Raw genomic sequence first — 21533 nt, forward strand, 5'->3', positions numbered from 1 at the left:
AATCAAGCACTCAAACAACCAACCCGATAAACCCACATCCAAAAAAGTTTAAGACGGAAATCAACCTGCCCCCAAAAAAATCCCCAACACGATCATTTGTTGCGCAACTGCCGCGAATGCAGGCAATGCCAAAACAGAAGCAATCTATCGGATACTCTCAAAGGTTGTGCATCGCTTGATAGTTGTAATGTTAAAGATGGTGAAACACTTGGGAGTGGCTTGAGCGAAAAGATCGGCGGCAGAATGAGTTCTAGCAGCTCCAGAAGACCGAATTAAATTTTGCTCACATAATGTTCGGATAGCTATCGCACTTCAGAACAAGGCATTGCTAGAGACGAAAAAATTGACTGAACAGTAAAAAAATGCTGCCATCTCGCCACACAGGAGAGAGTTATGTCAAAAATGAAATTTACACGCAGAGTGCTGCTGGCGACGGTCACAGCGGCATCGACCCTATATTCCGCCGGATTGGCGGCGGCTGAAACTGTCAAAGTGGCCGCGATTTACACGTTGCCGGTTGAACAACAATGGATCAGTCGCATTCACAAGGCCCTGAACGCTGCGGCCGAACGCGGTGACATCGAGTATGTCTTTTCCGAAAACGTAGCCAACACCGATTATGAGCGCGTGATGCGCGAATACGCCGAACAAGGCGCGCAGCTTGTTGTGGGTGAGGTATTTGGATTGGAACGCGCCGCGCGCAAAGTAGCAAAGGATTATCCCGATACAGCGTTTCTGATGGGCTCGTCCTTTGGGCCGGTGGCGCCCAATTTCTCAGTCTTTGACAACTGGATTCACGAACCGTCCTACCTGACAGGGATGGTCGCCGGTGCGGCGACCGAGTCGAATGTCATCGGCATGGTGGGTGGTTATGCCATCCCCGAAGTAAACCGCTTGATGAACGCCTTCATGGACGGCGCTCGTGAGGTGAATCCGGATGTCACCTTCCTCGTGACCTTCATCGACAGCTGGTACGACCCGCCAAAAGCCAAGGAAAGCGCTATCGCCATGATGGATGCGGGGGCGGACATCATGTACGCGGAACGCTTTGGGGTGTCGGACGCGGCGGTTGAACGGGGCGTCAAGGCCGTGGGCAATGTCATCGACACCTCGGGCGATTACCCGGGCACGATCATGGCCTCGGCCCTGTGGCATATGGAGCCGACCATCGATAAGGCGATCGCAAATGTCGCGGGTGGCTCGTTCGAGGCCGCGGATTACGGTCAGTACAGTTTCATGGGCTATGGCGGCGGTTCGATGGTTCTGGATGAGGCACTGGTTCCGGCTGAGGTGCTTGACGCGGTGAACGCGCGTCAGGCCGAGATTCTGGACGGGCTGTTCCGCGTGAACGTCAACGATGACCGGCCGGTCTCGGACAACTGATTGCATTCGGGCCGGGCTAAGCGCGGGCCCGCTTTCCCAATGACCACAGTTCTGAAGCTCAACGGGCTGAGCAAGCGTTTCGGTCCGGTCATCGCCAATGACGATGTAAGCCTGACCCTGAACAAGGGCGAGGTTCTGGCATTGCTGGGTGAAAACGGCGCGGGAAAGACCACGCTGATGAATATGCTATTCGGGCATTACCTGCCCGATTCAGGCTCGATTGAGGTTGCCGATGAAGCGGGTGTGTTGCAGCCTCTGCCACTTGGCCATCCGCAAGTGGCCTTGGCTGCGGGTGTGGGCATGGTGCACCAGCACTTCACGCTGGCCGAAAACATCTCGGCGCTGGACAATATTACGCTGGGCTCGGAACCCTTGTTTGCGCTGCGCCGCAATCGACGAGCGGCAAGGCGCAGGATCGAGGCGATTATTGCCCAAAGCGGACTGACCGCTCCGCTGGATACGCCTGTGGGGCGGCTGTCGGTTGGTGAGCGCCAGCGTGTCGAGATCCTCAAGGCGCTGTACCGCGAGGCGCGTATTCTGGTTCTGGACGAACCGACCGCCGTTCTGACCCCGCAAGAGGCCGACACGCTGTTTGAAAACATTCGGATGATGACGGCCGAGGGACTGTCTGTCATCTTCATCAGCCACAAACTGCGTGAAGTTTTGGCCTTTTCTGACCGGATCGCTGTGCTGCGTCATGGCCGTGAAGTTGGTGAAATGACCACGTCCGAAGCGGATGAGGCCTCTATCGCCCGAATGATGGTCGGGGCGGAAACACCGGAATTGGCAGGTGCTGCGATGGCGCCCGGCGTACCCGTGCTCACCTTGTCCGGCATCTCGGTCACAGGCCGGTCCAAGCGCGATACATTGAGCAGTGTTGATCTGACAGTACATGCCCATGAAATCTTGGGAATTGCCGGGGTTTCGGGCAATGGTCAGAGTGGACTGGCCAACGTGATTTCGGGTCTGACGCAACCTGAAATGGGTCTAGTTAAAGTGAACGGGTCGGAAATCGGCACGCCAAGCCCGGTTGCGATGGTGCGTGCTGGTGTGGGGCGCATTCCTGAAGACCGCCACCGCGAAGGCATTGTCGGTGCAATGAGTGTGGCCGAGAACATGGTGATCGAACGGCTGGACGATCCCGATGTGCAGTCACGAGGTCTGCTGCGACGAGAGGCGATTGACGACAATGCCGACCGCCTTGCCAAGGCCTATGATGTGCGCGGGCCGGGAGTGGATGCACCCGCAAGACTGTTGTCGGGTGGAAATATCCAGAAACTCATTCTGGCGCGCGTATTCGACCGTTCTCCGCGCCTGATCCTCGCCAACCAACCCACCCGCGGTTTGGACATGGGTGCTGCGGCTGAGGTTGGGCGGCGTTTGCTTGAAGCGCGCGAACGGGGAGCAGGGGTTGTGCTGATTTCAGAAGACTTGGACGAAATTCTGGGCCTTGCCGATCGGATCGTCGTGATCCGTGACGGCGAGTTGCACGAGGCCCCCAGCCGCGACCGGGAGCAGATCGGGCTGATGATGGCGGGAGAACCGGCATGATCCGCATTGAACCTCGTCAAACCCAGTCGCAGGCATTCACGATCGGCGTGCCCATCCTGTCCGCCCTGATTGCGCTTGGCTTTGCCGCCATTCCGCTGTTGGCCGCCGGGGCAAACCCGATTCAGGCTTATGGCGAGATGTTTCGAGGTGTGTTTGGCTCGGTATTTGCCTTTTCCGAAGTGCTGACCCGAGCCACGCCGCTTATCTTCACTGGTCTCGCCGCCGCTTTGGCCTTCCGCGCCAAGCTGTGGAATATCGGCGCCGAAGGGCAGTTGTACCTGGGGGCAATGGCTGCCGTGGCCATTGGGTCAGGCGTGCTGGATGTGTCCGGTATCTTGTTGTTGCCCTTGATCGTCATTTTGGGCGCGGCGGCCGGCGCGGCGGGGATGGTCGCCCCGACCTATCTGAAAACGCGGTTCGGTGCGGATGAAGTTGTGACCACGCTGTTGATGAACTTCATCATCCTGATCTTTGTGCAGATGATGCTGGAAGGGCCATTACAGGACCCTATGAGTCTAGGCTGGCCGCAATCAGCCCCGGTGCTGGATCAGGGAATGTTACCGCCGTTGATGGATAGGATGCGGATTCATTCTGGTCTGATTCTGGCTCTAATACTGGCCTTTTTGGCGCAATTCATGCTGGCGCGTTCGGTCTGGGGGTTCCGTCTGCGCGCGGTGGGTGAGAACGCAGCCGCCGCGCGCCATGCGGGGATCAACGTGAACCGATCGCTGTTTGGCGTTGCCATTCTGTCGGGCAGTTTGGCTGGTTTGGCGGGGGTCAGCGAGGTGGCAGGGCTCAAGGGCTACTTGACCGCGGACCTGTCTCCCGGCTTTGGCTATACCGGTATCGTCGTGGCAATGTTGGCGGGCCTATCACCGATGGGTGTGGTAATCGCAGCACTGTTTATCGCCTCGGTTTTTGTGGGCGCAGACAGCATGAGCCGGGCAATGGGTGTATCGTCCTTTTTGGCGGACCTTGTGGTGTCCGTCTCGTTGCTCTGCGTGCTGGTCGGCGGGTTCTTTGCCCGATACCGGGTCGTCCGGGCCAGCACCACGAGGGCGGCATCATGATGGATATCCTGAACATCCTGTTGTCCGAAAGTTTCTGGGCCGCGTCCCTGCGCATCGCGACTCCGCTGATCTTTGGTGTGCTGGGCGCGCTGATCTGTGAACGCGCTGGGGTGCTGAACCTCGGGATCGAGGGGATTTTCGTTGTGGGTGCAATGTGCGGTTGGATGGCCGTCTGGCTGGGCGCGGGATTATGGGGCGGAGTTCTGGTTGCGGCACTGGCTGGGGCGTTCTTTGGTCTGCTGCACGCAATCCTGACAGTGCCTTTGGGCTTGTCGCAACATGTCTCGGGGTTGGGGATCACGCTTTTTGCCACGTCGGTCAGTTACTACACCTACCGCACGGCGTTGCCGAACGTGTCGTCTCCTCCCCGGATAGAGCCGTTTCAGCCACTGGATCTGCCCATATTGTCTGATCTATCCTTTTTAGGGTCTGTTTTATTCCAGCAAACCGCCCTCACTTGGCTGGCGCTGCTGATGGTGGTGGTGGTCTGGTATGTGATGAACCGCACCGCTTTGGGCGTGGCTCTTCAGGCGGTTGGAGACAACCCGGACAGTGTCGATGCACAAGGGCTTTCGGTCTATGGGCTTCGGATCGGTGCCATTGTGGCAGGATCGGCCCTGATGGCGCTTGGCGGAGCCTTCCTGACCATGAGCGCCTTTGACGCCTTTTTCTTCGGCATGGTCAACGGGCGCGGTTGGGTCTGTATTGCGCTGGTAATCTTTGCCAGTTGGCGCCCCGGAAAAGCCCTGCTGGGCGCGCTGTTGTTCGGCGCGTTCGATGCGTTGCAGGTGCGGCTGCAGACTGAGATTGGCGCGCTGGTGCCTGGTCAGGTGTTCCTGATGGCCCCCTATATCCTGTCGATCATCGCGCTTGTCGTCGCGGCCCGGTCGGCGGATTATCCGCGTGCATTGCTTACCCCCTGGTTCAAAGGCCAACGATAAGGAGCCGCCATGTTCGATCTGATCGTCAAGAATGCCACCCTGCCTGATGGTCAGTCCGGCGTGGATATCGCCTGCGTAGACGGCAAGATTGCCGCGGTGGAGGCTGGAATTACAGCCGAGACGAAAGAGGTGATCGAAGCCGAGGGGCAATTGGTTTCACCCCCTTTTGTCGACCCGCATTTCCACATGGACGCCACTTTGTCGCTGGGCACGCCGCGTATGAATGTCTCGGGCACGCTGCTGGAAGGCATAGCCTTGTGGGGAGAATTGAAGCCGATCCAATCGGTCGAAGACATTGTTGCCCGCGCCTTGAGGTATTGCGAACTCGCGGCAGCCAAGGGGATCGGCGCGATCCGCAGCCATGTGGACACCTGCGATGATGAATTGAAGGGTGTGCAGGCTTTGTTAGAGGTGCGCGAACAAGTGAAAGATTATCTGGACCTGCAGCTTGTAGCGTTCCCACAGGACGGCGTTCTGCGCGACCCAACTGCGATGGAGAATACGGTCCGCGCGCTGGATATGGGCGTGGATGTAGTGGGCGGTATTCCACATTTCGAACGCACCATGGCCGATGGGGCAGAATCCGTGCGCCTGTTGTGTGAAATCGCGGTCGAGCGCGGTTTGATGGTGGATATGCATTGCGACGAAAGCGATGATCCGCAAAGCCGCCATATCGAGACTCTGGCCTATGAAACCCAACGTTTGGGTCTGAATGGGCGGGTTGCAGGGTCTCACCTGACCTCAATGCATTCGATGGACAATTACTATGTCTCAAAGCTGATTCCGCTGATGGTTGAGGCCGGAGTGCACGCGATTCCGAACCCGCTGATCAACATCATGTTGCAGGGCCGGCACGACACTTATCCCAAGCGCCGGGGCCAGACCCGCGTGCGAGAGTTGCGTGATGCCGGGATCACTGTCGGGTTCGGCTCGGATTGTATGATGGACCCGTGGTACTCACTGGGAAAGGCTGACATGCTGGATGTGGCCTTCATGGGGCTGCACGTGGGGCAACTGTCCAGCCGGGCCGATATGGCGTGGTGTTTTGATGCCGTCACCGAAAATTCGGCTGGGATCATGGGGCTGGAAGGGTATGGTGTAGCCAAGGGATGCGCGGCGAATTTTGTTTTGCTTCAGGCAACGGACCGGATCGAGGCGATCCGGCTGCGCGCCCATCGTCTGGCCGTAGTGCGCAAAGGGCGCGTAATTGCGCGAGCAAGCCCAATCATTAGTGCCCTGAACCTGCCTACAGGGCAAAAACCGCTGGATGAATCGCGGGTTCCGTTCGTCTGAACCATGTTAGTTTGCCCAACTTGCCCTTGGGTCGTCACGTGAGTTCACAATCTATTGTTGCAACCGGCAAAATGATCTGGATGATCAGGTGCACCACGGTCGCAGCAAGCGGCTGGCCGTCGCAATGACGGCGCTAACAAAATACGGGGAGTTTAACATGATCCTAAGAAACCTGATGATTGCCGCCAGCGCCACCGCGTTGATGGCGGCAGGCGCATCGGCTGAAACCCTGCGCTGGGCCCGTGCAGGCGACTCGCTGACGCTGGACCCGCATGCCCAGAACGAGGGCCCGACCTCAGCGCTGGCACACCAGATCATGGAGACGCTGGTGATGCGCGACCATTCCGGTGCTCTTGTGCCGTCGCTGGCCACCGAATGGGCACCGTCCGAAGCCAACCCAAATATCTGGGTATTCAAGCTGCGTGAAGGTGTGACCTTCCATGACGGGGCCGAGTTCGACAGCGAAGACGTCGTATTTTCGTTGAACCGGGCGATGACGCCGGATTCCGACTACAAGGAACTGCTGGCTTCGGTGAAAGAGGTACGAGCGCCGGACAAATACACGGTTGAGATCGAAACCGATGGTCCCAACCCGATCATGCCCAACAACCTGACCAACATGTTCATGATGGACAAAGGCTGGGCCGAGGCGAACAACGCCGTGAAGGTGCAAGACTATGAAGGCGGCGAAGACACGTTCGCGGCCAAGAATGCGAACGGCACCGGCCCCTACAAGCTGATCAGCCGCGAACCGGACGTCAAAACCGTTCTACAAGCCTATGACGGCTATTGGGGCAAGGATGAGTTCCCGCTGGCCGTGACCGAGATCGTCTATACTCCCATTCAGAACGCCGCGACCCGTGTTGCAGCGCTGCTGTCGGGTGAGGTCGACTTCATTCAGGATGTCCCTGTGCAAGACCTTGAGCGTGTTGCCGGTGCCGATGGTCTGGACGTGCGTACTGCGCCACAGAATCGGGTCATCTTCTTTGGCTTGAACATGGGCGATGCTGATCTGGCCAATGATAATGTCGACGGCAAGAACCCCTTGTCTGATGTCCGCGTCCGTCAGGCCATGTCCAAGGCGATCAACCGCGATGCGATCAAACAGGTCGTGATGCGTGGCCAGTCCGCTCCGGCAGGCATGATTGCCCCGCCCTTCGTGAACGGTTGGGATGAGGGCATGGACAGCTCATCCACCACAGACATCGAAGGTGCCAAGGCGCTGATGGCTGAGGCAGGCTATCCGGATGGGTTCACCATCCAGCTCGACTGCCCGAATGACCGCTACATAAATGATGAGGCGATCTGTCAGGCCGCTGTCGGCATGCTGGCGCAGATCGGGATCACCGTGAACCTGGACGCCAAGCCAAAGGCGCAGCATTTCCCGCTGATCAACAACCTCGAAACCGACTTCTACATGCTGGGCTGGGGCGTTCCGACCTACGACTCGGAATACATCTTCAACTTCCTTGCCCATACCAAGGGTGAGAAGTACGGCTCGTGGAACGGCACGCGCTACAGCAACCCGGAATTGGACGCCAAGATTCAGGGGCTGGCTTCGGAAACCAACCTGCCCGAGCGCGACAAGCAGATCGCGGAAATTTGGCAGGTGGTTCAGGACGAACAGCTGTATATCCCGATCCACCACCAGGTGCTGAACTGGGGTATGAAGTCCAACGTGGGTACTGTGGTCGAGCCGGAAGACTCGCCCAAGATCAAGTACTTTACTCTGAACTAAGCTATTTAGATCAGAGACTTGGCAGGGCGTGACCAACGCGCCCTGCCTTTTGCGTTATCCTTCAACACCGCGCCCAGTTGCGGGACATTCAGGGAGATTTCGCCATGATCCTCAGACACAGCGCCATTGGTCTGGCGATGCTCGCAGCCACCAGCACGCATGCCGCCGAGTTCAAATGGGCCTCAACCGCCGATCCGCAAACGATGGACCCGCACGCAGTGAACTCGGCCCCGGTTCTGGGCTTCCTGAATAATGTCTACGAAGGGCTTGTCCGTCGAGACAAAGAGATGCAGGTAGAACCGGCCCTGGCAGTCAGTTGGGAGCCGATCAGTGATGGCGAGGGCTGGCGATTTAATCTGCGAGAGGGCGTGACCTTTCACGATGGCAGCACATTCGATGCGCAGGACGTGCTGTTTAGTTATCAGCGTGCCTCGGGCGAGGCCGCCGATACGCGCAGCTGGTTTGCACCGATCAGTGAGGTGAAAGTTGTCGATGATTACACCGTCGATTTCATGACCGCCGCGCCGAACCCGCTGTTTCCGTCTTCGATAGCCAACTGGATGATCATGGATCAGGGCTGGACCGAGGCCAATGATGCGGTTGTGCCTGACAAGGAAACCGGCAACTACGCCACGCTGAACGCCAACGGCACCGGCGCGTTCAAGGTCACCGCACGCGAGCCGGGCCTGCGTACAGTGTTGGAGCCGTTCGGCGGCTGGTGGGGCGAAGCCGAACACAACATCACCAGCGCCGAGTTCACTCCGATCCAGAACCCGGCCACCGCCGTTGCGGCGTTGCTGTCGGGCGATGTAGACATGATCAACCCGGTGCCGATTCAGGACGTTGCACGCCTGCAGCGGCAGGATAATGTCGAGGTGATTCAGGGCATCGAGGCCCGCGTGATCATGCTGGGCTTTGATCATCAGGCTGAGACGTTGAAATACACCGACGACGCGGGTAAACCGAACCCGTTCCGCGACCCGCGCGTGCGCAAGGCGGTGGCGCAGGCGGTGAATGTCGATGCCATTCTGGCCACCATCATGCGCGGTAATGCCGAAGCGGCCTCGCAACTGGTCAGCCCCGCGATGAGTGGCTTTTCCGAAGCCAATGCGAACCGACCGGCTTTTGACGTCGAAGCCGCCAAGGTCCTGCTGGCCGAGGCGGGGTATGCGGACGGCTTTTCCTTTGGTCTGAAATGCCCCAACGACCGCTATCTGAATGATGAGGCCGTTTGTCAGGCCGTGGTCGCCATGCTGGCCCAAATCGGCATCACGGCGGAACTGGACGCCATACCTGTGCGCAACTACTGGCCCGAGCTGCGTGAGGACAATTACGACATGTACATGCTGGGTTGGAGTCCTGGTACATTTGATGCCGAACACCCGGTACGGTTCCTTGTGGCGACCCCAAACGAGGAAAAGAAACTAGGCAGCTGGAATTTTGGCGGCTTTTCCAATGCGCGCGTGGATGAACTGCTGCCGAGGATCCAATCCGAACTGGACGCAGGCAAACGGCAGGCCATGCTGGATGAAGTCGCACAGATCATTCAGGACGAACAGGTCTATGTGCCGCTCTACGTGCAGCCTCTGCTCTGGGGCACGCGCAGCACTGTCGACCTGACCCAACGCCCGGATAACTTCTTTCTGCTGCGTTGGGTGACGGTGAACTGATGCAACGCCACGTCCGTCTGTTAGCGATACCTTGACCATCTGGTCAAAGACGGCCTAGAGAGACCGATCAACGAGGGAAACGCATGTTCGCATATATCGTCCGAAGGATGTTCCAATCCGTGATCGTGCTGCTGGTCGTGGGTCTGGTGGCCTTTTCCATGTTCCGCTTTGTCGGTGATCCGATCGACAACATGCTGGGGCAGGAACGCACACAGGCCGACATTGACCGGCTGCGCACCGAGCTGGGCCTCGATCAGCCCTTTCCGGTCCAATACTTCAAGTTCCTGAAAGGCGCGGTACAGGGCGATTTCGGCGTCTCGTACCGTCAGGGGCGACCTGTTTCGACGATCCTGATCGAACGCGCGCCTGCCACGCTGGAACTGGCCTTTGTTTCGGGCTTTCTGGCCATCACCATGGGCATCGCGCTGGGCGTTTTCACGGCAATCCGACGACAAGGGATCGCAGCAAATGTGATCATGACAGTGTCGCTGCTGGGGGTTTCGCTGCCGACCTTCCTGATCGGCATTTTGCTGATCTATATCTTTTCGATTGAACTTGGTTGGTTACCCAGCTTTGGCCGGGGTGAGACCGTGAAGATCGGCAGCTGGTCGACCGGATTCCTGACGGCCTCGGGCTTGAAGGCGTTGATCCTGCCGGCGATCACGCTGGGCCTGTATCAGATGACGCTGATCATGCGGCTGGTGCGGTCGGAAATGCTTGAAGTAATGCGCGCCGACTATGTTCGCTTTGCCCGCGCCAGGGGGTTGTCAGATCGGGTGATCAACTTCCGCCACGCGCTGAAGAATACGCTGGTGCCGGTGATCACGATCACCGGTCTGCAACTGGGCTCGATCATCGCCTTCGCCATCATCACCGAGACGGTGTTTCAATGGCCCGGCGTCGGGTTGCTGTTCATTAATGCGATCCAGTTCGTCGATATCCCTGTCATGGCCGCTTATCTGATGCTGATCTCGGTCATGTTCGTGACGATCAACCTGATTGTCGATCTTCTCTACTATGCCATTGACCCGCGCCTGCGTGTCGACGCGAGGGCCACATGACCGATACCATCGAAACCCCGCCATCCGCGCCCAAGTCTCGCTTCGCCAAGTTCTGGGACAGTGATTTCGCATGGTCGTTCCGGCATTCACCTGTGGCCATTGTGGCGTCACTTGTTGTGGTGATCCTAGTACTGGCGGCAATCTTTGCGCCGCTGATCGCGCCGTATAATCCATTTGATCCGGCGACGCTGAACCTGATGAACGGGTTCACACCGCCGGGCACGCCGAACGCTTTCACGCAAGAGACATTCCTGTTGGGCACCGATGATCAGGGGCGGGATGTGTTCTCGACCATCCTTTACGGGCTGCGTATCTCGCTGTTCGTGGGCGCCTCGGCTGTGCTGCTGGCGATGATCATCGGCGTAATCCTGGGGCTGATGGCGGCCTATTATGGCGGCTGGGTTGAGACCATTATCATGCGGATCGCCGATGTGCAGTTGACCTTTCCGGCCATTCTGGTGGCGATGCTGATCTTTGGCATCGCCAAGGGGGTAACCCCGCCCGAGTACCGCAATGCGATGGCCATCTATGTGCTGATCATCGCGATTGCCCTGTCGGATTGGGTGCAATTCGCCCGCGTGGTGCGTGGTGCCGCGCTAGTGGAGAAGAACAAGGAATATGTTCAGGCCGCCCGCCTGATCGGTCGTGGTTCGATCCCGATCATGTTCCGCCATATCCTGCCCAACGTGCTAAGCCCGGTTTTGGTGATCGCCACGATCTCCCTGGCGCTGGCAATCATTGCCGAGGCGACGCTGAGTTTCCTCGGAGTTGGAGCCCCTCCAACCCAACCCTCACTGGGCACGCTGATCCGCATCGGGCAGGGTTTTCTGTTCTCGGGTGAGTGGTGGATCCTGTTCTTCCCGGCTTGCACCTTGTTGGCGCTGGCCCTGTCTGTGAACCTGCTGGGCGACTGGCTGCGCGATGCGCTGAACCCCAAGCTGCGGTGATTTCATGAGCCTTCTGACTATCAATGACCTGACGGTCGAATTCCCGACCCGCCGCAAGCTGTTCACTGCCGTGGATCATGTGGATCTGTCGGTTGAACCCGGCGAAATCCATGGGTTAGTGGGTGAATCCGGCGCGGGTAAATCCACCATAGGTGCCGCCATCATGGGCCTGCTGGACCGCCCCGGCCGTATTGCCAGCGGCACGATCAGGCTGAGCGGCGATCAGATCAGCGGTCTAGATGCCGAGGCGATGCGCGGGCTGCGCGGCAAGAAGATCTCGATGATCTTTCAGGACCCACTGACGTCGCTGAACCCGCTGTTCACCGTGCGTGAGCAACTGGTCGAAACCATTCAGGCCCATCTGGGCGGCTCGGACACCGAGGCAAACAAACGCGCCCGTGACCTGATTGATCGCGTCGGCATCCCCGACCCGGACACGCGGTTGGACCAATACCCGCACCAGTTCTCGGGCGGGATGCGGCAGCGTGTGGTGATTGCACTGGCACTGTGTACTGAACCGGATGTGATCATCGCAGACGAACCGACCACGGCGCTGGACGTGTCCGTTCAGGCGCAGATTCTAGACCTGATCAAGGAATTGGCGCGCGAACGTCAGGTGGGCGTCATCCTGATCACCCACGATATGGGCGTGATCGCCGATACCACCGACAAGGTGACGGTGATGTACGCGGGCAAGGTGGTCGAGTCCGGTCCGACCTCGCAAGTCATGGGGCAGCCCAGCCACGAATACACCAAGTCGCTGATCGCTGCCGTACCGCGCCCAACACTTAAGCTGCATCGCTTCCCTCAGATCAGCTATGGCGGGCGCGAAACTCGATTTGCCATCGAAGACATGGCTCGGCACTGGCCGAAAGTGGACAACGACACCACCAAGCCGGTGTTCGAAATCCGCAATCTGACCAAAAAATTCCTGCAGCGCAAAGGCCTGCTGCCTTGGGACCGCACCTATTTCACCGCTGTGGATGATGTCAGCTTTGACATCCGCGCGGGCGAGGTATTTGGCGTTGTGGGCGAGTCCGGCTCGGGCAAGTCCACCGTCGCGCGGATGATTGCAGGACTTTATCCGGTGGATGGCGGCACCATCACGTTCGAGGGGCAGGTGGTCAGCGATCTGACCAACAAGACCGCGCTGGATGCTTATCGCAAGAACATCCAGATGATCTTTCAGGACCCGTATTCCTCGCTCAATCCCCGGATGCGAGTGGACGACATTGTGGCCGAACCTATTCGCCATCACCGCTTGATGGAGGGTGCTGATATCAAGCGCCGCGTGGATGAGCTGCTGGATCAGGTGGGGTTGGGTTCCGACGCCGGGTTAAAATACCCGCATGAGTTCTCGGGTGGCCAACGTCAACGGATTTCGATTGCCCGCGCGCTGGCGACGCAACCGCGGTTCCTGATTTGTGACGAACCAACCAGCGCGCTGGATGTGTCCATTCAGGCGCAGATCCTGAACATCCTGAAAGACCTGCAGGAGCATCTTGGTCTAACCCTGCTGTTCATCAGCCACGATCTGCCGGTGGTGCGCCAGATGTGCGACCGGGTCGCGGTGATGAAACAGGGCAAGGTGGTCGAGCTGCAAGAGACCAACGCGCTGTTCGCCAACCCTCAGACCGATTATGCCGGTGAATTGCTGCGCCTGATGCCCAAGCTGGATGATCTTTCGACCGAAGGGCTAAGCGCTGAGGTCTGACGCCTCGATTTCGGGCATATGTGCGGACAAAAGCATAAATTTTGTTAAGCATTGCAGACTCATGCGGGTCTGCTGTGCTAGGACTATCTCTGAAGTTGGGGGCTTCAGAGGGGCGACATGTCTCAGGACGTAAAGGACTGGCTGGGCGCACTGGGACTATCTGACTACGCGCAAGCCTTTTTGGATAACAAAATTGATTTCGCTATTTTGCCCGATCTGACGGGCGAAGACCTGATCGAAATCGGAGTAACCGCCGTGGGCGACCGCCGCAGGCTGCTGCGCGCGATTGCCGAACTTGATGCGGTCGAGACAGTTCAACCCTATGAACCCGAGGCTCCACTGGAACCTGCCAAACGGCAGGTCACGGTCATGTTCGCCGACCTCACCGGATTCACGAAACTGACCAGTGAACTGGATGCCGAGGATATGCACGCGCTGCTGAACGCATTTTTTGCCAAAGTGGATCATGTGGTCGAAAAATTTGGCGGGCGGATCGACAAGCATATCGGTGACGCCGTGATGGCGGTGTTCGGCGCGCCGATCTCACATACCAATGACACCGAACGGGCGGCACGGGCAGCGCTGGAAATCCACGCCGTATTGCCCGGCTTGAACCCGCCCGTGTCCTGCCATATCGGGATTGCGTCGGGGCAGGTGATCGCCAGTACGACAGGCAGTCAGGCGCATACGGAATACACGGTGACGGGCGACGGCGTAAATCTGGCTTCACGCATCACCGATATGGCTGTGCCGGGTGAAACGCTGGTGTCACACGACATTCAGCGTGCGTTAGGGCCGCTTTTTGTCGGTGAGTCCATGGGCGAGAAGGCGATCAAGGGGCTCACTGAACCGGTTGAGCTGTGGCGGCTGGACCGCATGGCCCGCAACATCCGGTCGCGACGGCACCGCTTTGTCGGGCGCGAGCGTGAGATGTCTCTGTTCTCGGCCACGTTCGACCGCTGTCAGCATCATGGCAAGGGCGAGGTGCATATCATTCTGGGTGAACCGGGGATCGGCAAAACGCATCTGTCCGAGCAAGTGGCCGAGATGGCTGCGGGTTTGGGTTACTCGATTCATAGCGGCGTTGTCATGGATTTCGGTGCGCGCGAGGGGCACTCGGCCATTCAATCCGTTGCACGTAGCATTTTGGGGCTGGAGTCGATGGATGACGCGACCACCTGTGCCGAGATGGCGAAACAGGCAGTTGGAAAGGGCTGGGTCTCGCCGTCGAACGCGGCCCATCTGAACGCGCTGCTTGAGCTTGAGCAGGACCCCGGTCTGGCTGAAGTGTACGCGGTTATGGACAACGCAACCCGTCTGCGTGGACGACGGCAAGTGATTGACGAATTAATTGAGGCGCGCAGCCGCGACGCGCCAATGTTGATCCAGATTGAAGATATTCATTGGGCCGCCCCCGAGATCTTGACCGCTTGCGCTCATATCGCCGCGACCACGCGGGATTCGCCCTGCGTGCTGCTCATGACCAGCCGCGTCGAGGGCGACCCCATCAACCGTGAATGGCAGATGGGTACAGATGGGGCGCTGATTTCGAAATTGGAATTGGCACCGATGGGAGACGATCAGGCCCGCAAACTTGTCGAAGAATTCACAGGAATAGACCCTGAATTGCTGGATTCCTGTGTCAAACGTGCCGGCGGCAACCCGCTGTTCCTGGAACAGCTTCTGCGCAATATCGATGTGTTGAAACGAGAATCCGTTCCGGGCAGCATTCAGGGGATTGTTCAATCGCGCCTGGATGCGTTGGATCGGTCCAGCCGGGCAGCGATACAGGCGGCCTCGGTGCTGGGGCAGCGGTTCTCTCCGGAAGTGCTGAACTTCATTTTGGGCGAGGGGCATCTGGACACCTCGACGCTGATCCGCTCTGCCCTGATCCGGGAGGCGGGAACGGATCTGATGTTTGCCCACGCGCTGATCCGCGACGGGTCTTATGCAACGCTGGTGAAATCCGAACGCGCGCGGCTGCATCGTCAGGCCGCGAAATGGTTCGAGGATCGCGACGCCACCCTGCGGGCGCAGCATCTGGACCGGGCGGGTGCCACCAATGCCGCGCAGGCCTATTTGGAAGCGGCTGAGAAACTGATTCAGGCCTTTCAGTTCGATGAAGCCAGTCCATTGATTGAACGGGCGCTGGAGCTGCCCGCTCCGTCTGGGGTTAGGTTCGACTTGTTTTGCGCCCGTGGAGAGACGCACCGATTGCAGGGGTTGTCGGATGACGCTCTGAGGGAATTCAAAGAGGCCGCAGAACTAGCCGACACGGACGAACAGGTCTGCCGCGCCCACATCGGGCTGGCGCAGGCTGCACGGCAGGCCAGCCTGTACAGCGACGCGCTGGAAAGCCTTGAACAGGCCGAGATCGCGGCAGAACGCAGCGGCTCGGAACGTGACGTGGCGCAGATCAATTACGTTCGGGGAAATGTTTACTTTCCGCTGGGTCGGGTTGAGGACGCGCTACAAAGCAACGAAAAGGCTCTAACACTGGCGCGCAAGCTGGAATCGGCGCGGTTGGAGGTGGGCGCGCTCAGTGGATTTGGGGATGCCAATTTCATGAACGCCACGATGCGCACGGCGGCCGGGTTTTATACGCAGGCTGTGGAACGTGCGCGGGAAAAGGGCCTGGTCCGCGATCTGGCGGCGAACCTGCACAACCTCAGCGTTGCGCGCAGCTATACCGGTGAAGTGGTGCAGGGGAAGCTGGATGCGCAGGAGGCCATCGAAGTTTCTCAGAAATACTTTGCCTTTGTCCCGGAATGTGTGGCGCAGACTTGTCTGGGCGTGGCGCACACCTTTCTGGGAGAATTGGATCAGGCGTTGGAGACCTTTGCCATTTCAGCGGAAATCGCCAACCGCGTGGGCGCCAAACGGCTTGAGGCGCAGGCGCTTGAGCATCTGGCCCGCACACAGGTCTATGCAGGTCAGTCGGATCAGGCCCAAGAGACAGGTCTGCGCGCCGTCGATATCGCCTTAGAGCATGGCCGAAACTTTGTAGGACCAAAGGCGCTGTCCGCGTTGGCAATGGCTGAAACAGACCCTAATACACAGGATCAGCATCTGAAATTGGGTGCTCGGATCATCGCAGAAGGCTGCGTGGGTCATAGTCATCTGCATTTCTACCCCGATGCCTGTGCCGTCATGCTTGCACGGCAGGAATGGGACAAGGCCGTTGAATACGCCGATGCGTTGGCGAGGTTCACGGCGGACGAACCCCTGCCGATGGTTGATCTGTCCATTCAGCACACTCGGGTACTGGCCGCATGCGGTGGGTGGGGCATTCCAATGACCGCGCATGAAGACTTCGAGGCGCTGGGCGCAAAATTCGCCGAAATGGGCATCACGCAGTCTCTGGTCGGACGGTTGGACCACGCATGAGAGGGGCTGAATGAGCATCGAAAAGAAGGTTTGGTGGGTATCCGGTGCCCTGACGTTTGGTCTGGCTGTACTGCTGTTCAAACTTTTGGTCGCGCTGAACCATTTCGAGGGTGACCCGACGCAACTGCCGGACCAGGCCTCAGTCGATGACTATCTGCAAAAGCTGGGGAATGCGCCGGAATACAGGGTGAAGACCGGCATTTTCATCAAATCCTTCAGCTTTATCGGCGCCAGCGACGTGCATGTCAGCGGCTATATCTGGCAGCACTACGAAGACGGCATCCATGATGCGATCAAACCCGCCGAGGGCGAGGTGGGGTTCATCCTGCCCGAGGCTACCGATGCCGCGAATGGTCTGATCGAAGAGGTCTATCGCATGGACCAGAACGGGTCGGAACTGATCGGCTGGTATTTCGAACAGACCCTGCGGCAGAGCTTTGATTACACCAGCTATCCCTTCGACCACAAAACCGTCTGGGTCCGGTTCTGGCCCGGTGAGTTTGATGTCAATGTGGCTCTAATACCGGACTTTCTGGCCTATCCGGCAACCGGCCCCGAGGACATCTTTGGCATCGATCCCCGTATCGTCATGGGCACGTGGGAGCGGGAAAACACCTATTTCGATTACCGCCAGTCCGATCTGGATACCACGCTGGGCATCGGAGAAAACGAGTTTCAGACCTACTTGCCCGAGCTGCACTATAACTTTGTCATCAAGCGAAACTTCGGGAATGCCTTCATCGTTCACATGATCCCGCTGATCGTGGTGACGATGTTGCTGTTCGGTGCCGTGATGACCGTCACCCGTCGCCCCAATCTGGTGGAACGGCATGATTTCAGCACCTCCAGCGTTATCGGCACCTGCTCGGTGCTGTTTTTCGTGATCCTGCTGGCCCATGTGCAACTGCGCGAAGGCTTTGCCGGATCGCCGGTGATTTACATGGAGTCGTTCTTTTTCCTGATGTATTTCCTGCTGCTGGCGGTCTCGATCAACACCTACCTGTTCGCGTCAGAGGCGGTGCCCTCGCTGCGGTTCATCCACTACAGGGACAACCTGTTCCCAAAGGCTGCGTTCTGGCCCTTTGTCCTGCTGTGCATGGTGGCGATCACGGCCTACAACCTCAGCCTAAAGGCAGGACCCGAAGATGAGACCGTGATCGAATTGCAGAACTAGGTGGGCGGCTGATAACCCGGCTTGGGCGTGCCCGTGGCCATATCCAGCGTGTATTCCGCGACAATGCCAGAGGTGCCCTGTTCCCACTGATCCAGATACTTGGTTGGGTGCGCGATCACATAGGTGTAGGCAGGTTTTTTCACGCCGTTGATCAGGACGTTGATCCGCTTGCGCACATAGACATTCTCGGGCGAGTTGGGGCCGTGATAGCCTTCCAACTTGTCCAGTTCCTTCATTCCGCTGGATGAGACACGGTAGACCTCGCCTTTCACCGCTTTGCCGCGGCCTTTCTGGTCAACCAGCGTGGCCATGCGGTGCAGGAAGCCGCAGTTGGGATTGTCGCAATGCGGCTCGTGCGGGACGATCAGGGGCATCCGCTGCCGGGTCACTGCTTCGCCCACGAAGTCATCCAGCACCTCGGTGTGAGCGTCGTGGTTAGGAAAGCCCTTCTTGAGCGAGCCGTAGGTGAAGTAGAGGTAGGTCTTTTCGCGATCCTCGATCAGATCGTTCTCGTCCTCTTCCTCCAACTCGGTCAGGGTGTGGGTGTTGGCCCACTCGTCCAGCATCTCGACAATTTCTTCCGAGAGTTTGTGACCCTTGGTGTTGTTCGGATTTTGTAGGAAATGAATGCAGGAACTGGCGTCGATCCCGTCGGCCCCAAGCAGGATTTCCACCATCTCGACCGAGTTGTTCATCACCGCCACATGCAAGCTGGTAAAGCCGTGATCGTTCGTAGCGTTGATGTTAATGCCCCGGTCGATCAGTGCCTGCGCGGCCTCCAGATCCGGCTTGCCCAGATCCACACCGCTTTCGTTCATCTCACCTTCGCCACCCGCTGCGTAATGCAGCAGTGTGTCGCCGTTGCTGTCGTCAACGATGTCGATCCCGGCCATGCCGTTGTCGATGGCCCGGAACACCCGGTCCCATTGGGCAAATTCGTCCGAAGAAGCGGCTTCCTGCGCCCATTTGCAGATGTTGTGCTCCTGATCGGCCAGTTCCTCGAAGGCTTCGTCCAGAACCTCCATGATCTGGTCCGGGGTCGCCATCATGCCGATCCCCATCATGCCGTTCGACAGCCGCCCCTTGCGCGGGCCGACCAGATCGATGCCCAGATCGCGCAGCTTTTCAACGTTCCGCTGAGTAGTGACATTGTTCCACATATTAGTGTTACACGCCGGGCACAGGATCACCGGTTTGTTCCGGTATTGCCACGCGACAAAGACCGAGGTCAGCAGGTTGTCTGCAATGCCGTTGGCGATCTTGCCCATCGTGTTGCAGGTCACCGGAGCGACAATCACGCAATCGGCCCAGTCGCACAGCGCCAGATGCGAGGCGCGCAGGGGCATTCCGAACTCGATATAGCGGAAATTCCATTCGTCATCGTCGCGGTAGTAGTCGTTGTGCGAGATGCATTTCTCGATCCGTTCGGTGCCGAAATCGCGAAAGAACTTCTCGGCCGAAACCGAGGGGATCAGTTTCACGTTGTGCCCGGCTGCCGTAATCCGCTCGACCAGTTCCGGCACCTTGTCGGCGGCTGACGATCCACAGGCGCATAGCAGCACGTTACGTTTTTCGGTTGGGGCGTCGGTCAATCCGCCCTTGGGGTAGCCAAAAATGTTCTTGTCCAGACTGGGAGATTCATGGCGGAGCAAAACCGGCAGCCCGGCCTTATGTATCCGTTCCTGCAAACGGCCCTTCAGGATCATATCGACGATGTCATTTCGCCGGCCCAGACATTCGCCCTGAAAGAACAGGTACGGGACCGTTTCCTTGCCGGTCAGCACATTCAGTTGCCGCCGCATCTTCATCACATTGGCCCCGTGGCCTTCAACGTCGATCAGTCTGACGCTGGTGATGCCGATATTAGCGAGGATACTGCGCAGCATATAGGACCAGGGGTCCTCATCTGCATAGAACAGGACGATCTCGTTTTCCCGGACAAGGCGCGCCACATCGGTGGGATCTTCGGGCGGTTCGTGTTCCTCGATCACCAGCATCGCCGGGTTCTTCAGATCACGCAGACCGCGGAAGATGTGTCCGCGCGGCGCCTGCCATACCTGAGAGGTCGCGGGGCTCATGTCCACCACCGTCACCAGATCGGTCTCTGCATCATAGGCGATGCAAAGGCACCAGAACTCTTCGAGCAACGCCGTTTCACGGAATACATTTGCAGGCGGTCGGATGACTTCGAAGCCCAGAACGCGATTGAAGTCGATATTGATCATAAGGTGGCGGTCTTCGTCCTCGTTCAGGCTAAGCAATTGGGCGCGGAACCACTCTTCGGGCGAGGTTATCTTCCTGTCGCGGCGATCCTTGAAGCTCTGAAAGGCGCTACCCAGATGCACGTCAGGGCTCTGGCTCAGATAGCGCTGGGCCAGTGCGTGCATTTCCTTGGCGGTGGATACCCGGCTGAGCGCTTCGGTAAGATTTGCCTGCGTTGCAATCACCAGCTTGTCTTCATCGACCTGTTCATCTCCAAGAATCGCAAGGCTTTCAGCCAGCACACCCAACGAGTTCATGTTCGGGCTGGCCCGCCGGAACAGGTTGCGGCGTTTCTTGGGGTCCTTGGCCAGATACAGCGTGCTGTCCACATAGTTGCAGTCCTGCTGCAGCGTTTGCAGGTTGGTTTTTACCGCCTCGCGCGCCGAGAACCGCAGGATGCCCCGCGACCGCATCGAAGTTCCGTCGCGGTCCGACATCCCTGCCCAGAGCCGGTCAATCGTGGTGACCCACAGCTTGCCATATTTCTCGGGATGTACATCCATCATATGCACCAAACCGGTGCTGGGGTTGCACTTGGCGATGATCGCAAAGTGACCGCCAGGCATGGTCGGTTTGCCATGGGCGACACCGACCTGAAAATTTGCGACAAGGATGTCATTATCCCCGCCCAGCCGGTTGGATTCGTCGATCGCCTCAAGCAGCAATGCGACCGAGGTCGTGGCCTCATCCATGAAATAGGCCTGAACCTGCACCTTATCGCGCAGACCCTGCGTATGGATGAATGTGCAGGCCACGTCATACAGCTCGCCCAACGAGATGCCATCATTCACCACGAAGGACGTTGGCAGGGCGCATTCGCGGAAGATGTCGTTGACCTCGCAACTGAACCCCAGTGCCGACATGCTCAGGGCGGCCGCCGTCACGCTGCAGCAATTGATGGGTTGCTGAAAGTTTTGCAGATGTACGCTGACCAGATCGCCAAACAAGGTGTCATAGCAGGCCTCGCGGATTTTGGTCGGGATTTCAAACCAATGGTTGCTGGATAGATACGCCAGCCGTGTGCCGGGCGTGGCCAGCGCCTCGAGGCTGACGGGAATGTCGAAAATCTCAAGATGTTCTTCGTAGAAATAGTCGCCTGTATCGGCCGTGGCCAGAACTGTGCCCTCCTGACGCAAGTGAACGACACCGCTGAGGACCACATACATACCTTTCGAGGGCAGAACCGTATCCTCGGCCACCTCGAAACACTCGAAATGTGGCTGAATATGCGAAGGGTCATCTGCCGGCAGGATTTCGTGTATCAGCGCCCAGTCGGCTTTGGTTGGATCATAGGAAATAGTGTTCTCAATCGGGTCTTTAGGCACGTCTGTTCCCCCCTTGA

General features: G+C 58.4%; 13 protein-coding genes. 12 read left to right on the forward strand and 1 reads right to left on the reverse strand.

Annotated elements, in window-relative coordinates:
- Positions 1–393: 393 nt before the first annotated feature.
- The 12 genes from ABLN94_RS14625 (at position 394) to ABLN94_RS14680 (ending at position 17929) form a co-directional block, all read left to right on the forward strand.
- The gene (locus tag ABLN94_RS14625) at positions 394–1383 is read left to right on the forward strand and encodes a BMP family protein (RefSeq protein WP_352993494.1); all 990 of its coding nucleotides are present in this window, start codon (positions 394–396) and stop codon (positions 1381–1383) included.
- 39 nt (positions 1384–1422) lie between these two features.
- Positions 1423–2934 (forward strand): ABC transporter ATP-binding protein, encoded by a 1512-nt coding sequence (locus ABLN94_RS14630; protein WP_352993496.1) that lies wholly within the window; start codon positions 1423–1425, stop codon positions 2932–2934.
- Entirely contained in the window at positions 2934–4004 is a 1071-nt protein-coding gene (locus tag ABLN94_RS14635) for an ABC transporter permease (RefSeq protein WP_417750524.1), read from the forward strand. The genes ABLN94_RS14630 and ABLN94_RS14635 overlap by 1 nt, the downstream gene beginning before the upstream one ends.
- Positions 4004–4945, forward strand: coding sequence for an ABC transporter permease (locus tag ABLN94_RS14640; protein WP_352993942.1), 942 nt, complete (start codon positions 4004–4006; stop codon positions 4943–4945). Before ABLN94_RS14635 ends, ABLN94_RS14640 begins: the two co-directional genes overlap by 1 nt.
- Positions 4946–4954: 9 nt before the next feature.
- Positions 4955–6238, forward strand: coding sequence for an amidohydrolase family protein (locus ABLN94_RS14645; RefSeq protein WP_352993499.1), 1284 nt, complete (start codon positions 4955–4957; stop codon positions 6236–6238).
- A gap of 157 nt (positions 6239–6395) precedes the next feature.
- Positions 6396–7976, forward strand: a complete 1581-nt coding sequence (locus ABLN94_RS14650; RefSeq protein WP_352993501.1) for an ABC transporter substrate-binding protein — start codon at positions 6396–6398, stop codon at positions 7974–7976.
- A gap of 104 nt (positions 7977–8080) precedes the next feature.
- A complete protein-coding gene (locus tag ABLN94_RS14655) occupies positions 8081–9646 on the forward strand; it encodes an ABC transporter substrate-binding protein (protein ID WP_352993503.1) in 1566 nt (521 codons plus the stop codon).
- 83 nt (positions 9647–9729) lie between these two features.
- Entirely contained in the window at positions 9730–10707 is a 978-nt protein-coding gene (locus ABLN94_RS14660; protein WP_170491468.1) for an ABC transporter permease, read from the forward strand.
- Positions 10704–11654 carry an ABC transporter permease gene (locus ABLN94_RS14665; RefSeq protein WP_352993505.1) on the forward strand — a complete coding sequence of 317 codons (951 nt, stop codon included), beginning with the start codon at positions 10704–10706 and terminating at the stop codon, positions 11652–11654. Before ABLN94_RS14660 ends, ABLN94_RS14665 begins: the two co-directional genes overlap by 4 nt.
- 4 nt (positions 11655–11658) lie before the next feature.
- Entirely contained in the window at positions 11659–13368 is a 1710-nt protein-coding gene (locus ABLN94_RS14670; RefSeq protein ID WP_352993507.1) for an ABC transporter ATP-binding protein, read from the forward strand.
- Positions 13369–13485: 117 nt separating this feature from the next.
- Positions 13486–16755, forward strand: a complete 3270-nt coding sequence (locus ABLN94_RS14675) for an adenylate/guanylate cyclase domain-containing protein (protein WP_352993509.1) — start codon at positions 13486–13488, stop codon at positions 16753–16755.
- Positions 16756–16765: 10 nt separating this feature from the next.
- Complete coding sequence (locus tag ABLN94_RS14680; RefSeq protein WP_352993511.1) at positions 16766–17929, forward strand: hypothetical protein; 1164 nt, start codon at positions 16766–16768, stop codon at positions 17927–17929.
- Here ABLN94_RS14680 and ABLN94_RS14685 read toward each other — a convergent pair.
- Positions 17926–21516: a flavoprotein gene (locus tag ABLN94_RS14685; protein WP_352993513.1), complete on the reverse strand. Its 3591-nt coding sequence runs from the start codon at positions 21514–21516 to the stop codon at positions 17926–17928. The two genes, ABLN94_RS14680 and ABLN94_RS14685, sit on opposite strands and share 4 nt — an antisense overlap.
- Positions 21517–21533: the final 17 nt, after the last annotated feature.

The sequence above is a fragment of the Ruegeria sp. SCP11 genome, assembly GCF_040329455.1.
Classification (GTDB): domain Bacteria; phylum Pseudomonadota; class Alphaproteobacteria; order Rhodobacterales; family Rhodobacteraceae; genus Ruegeria; species Ruegeria atlantica_E.

What these genes read in the sequence shown, in the direction of transcription:
- ABLN94_RS14655 (WP_352993503.1), top strand. Translation starts at nt 8,081, where the DNA reads ATGATCCTCAGACACAGCGCCATTGGTCTGGCGATGCTCGCAGCCACC.
- ABLN94_RS14675 (WP_352993509.1), top strand. Translation starts at nt 13,486, where the DNA reads ATGTCTCAGGACGTAAAGGACTGGCTGGGCGCACTGGGACTATCTGAC.
- ABLN94_RS14650 (WP_352993501.1), top strand. Translation starts at nt 6,396, where the DNA reads ATGATCCTAAGAAACCTGATGATTGCCGCCAGCGCCACCGCGTTGATG.
- ABLN94_RS14665 (WP_352993505.1), top strand. Translation starts at nt 10,704, where the DNA reads ATGACCGATACCATCGAAACCCCGCCATCCGCGCCCAAGTCTCGCTTC.
- ABLN94_RS14645 (WP_352993499.1), top strand. Translation starts at nt 4,955, where the DNA reads ATGTTCGATCTGATCGTCAAGAATGCCACCCTGCCTGATGGTCAGTCC.
- ABLN94_RS14660 (WP_170491468.1), top strand. Translation starts at nt 9,730, where the DNA reads ATGTTCGCATATATCGTCCGAAGGATGTTCCAATCCGTGATCGTGCTG.
- ABLN94_RS14680 (WP_352993511.1), top strand. Translation starts at nt 16,766, where the DNA reads ATGAGCATCGAAAAGAAGGTTTGGTGGGTATCCGGTGCCCTGACGTTT.
- ABLN94_RS14625 (WP_352993494.1), top strand. Translation starts at nt 394, where the DNA reads ATGTCAAAAATGAAATTTACACGCAGAGTGCTGCTGGCGACGGTCACA.
- ABLN94_RS14670 (WP_352993507.1), top strand. Translation starts at nt 11,659, where the DNA reads ATGAGCCTTCTGACTATCAATGACCTGACGGTCGAATTCCCGACCCGC.
- ABLN94_RS14630 (WP_352993496.1), top strand. Translation starts at nt 1,423, where the DNA reads ATGACCACAGTTCTGAAGCTCAACGGGCTGAGCAAGCGTTTCGGTCCG.
- ABLN94_RS14640 (WP_352993942.1), top strand. Translation starts at nt 4,004, where the DNA reads ATGGATATCCTGAACATCCTGTTGTCCGAAAGTTTCTGGGCCGCGTCC.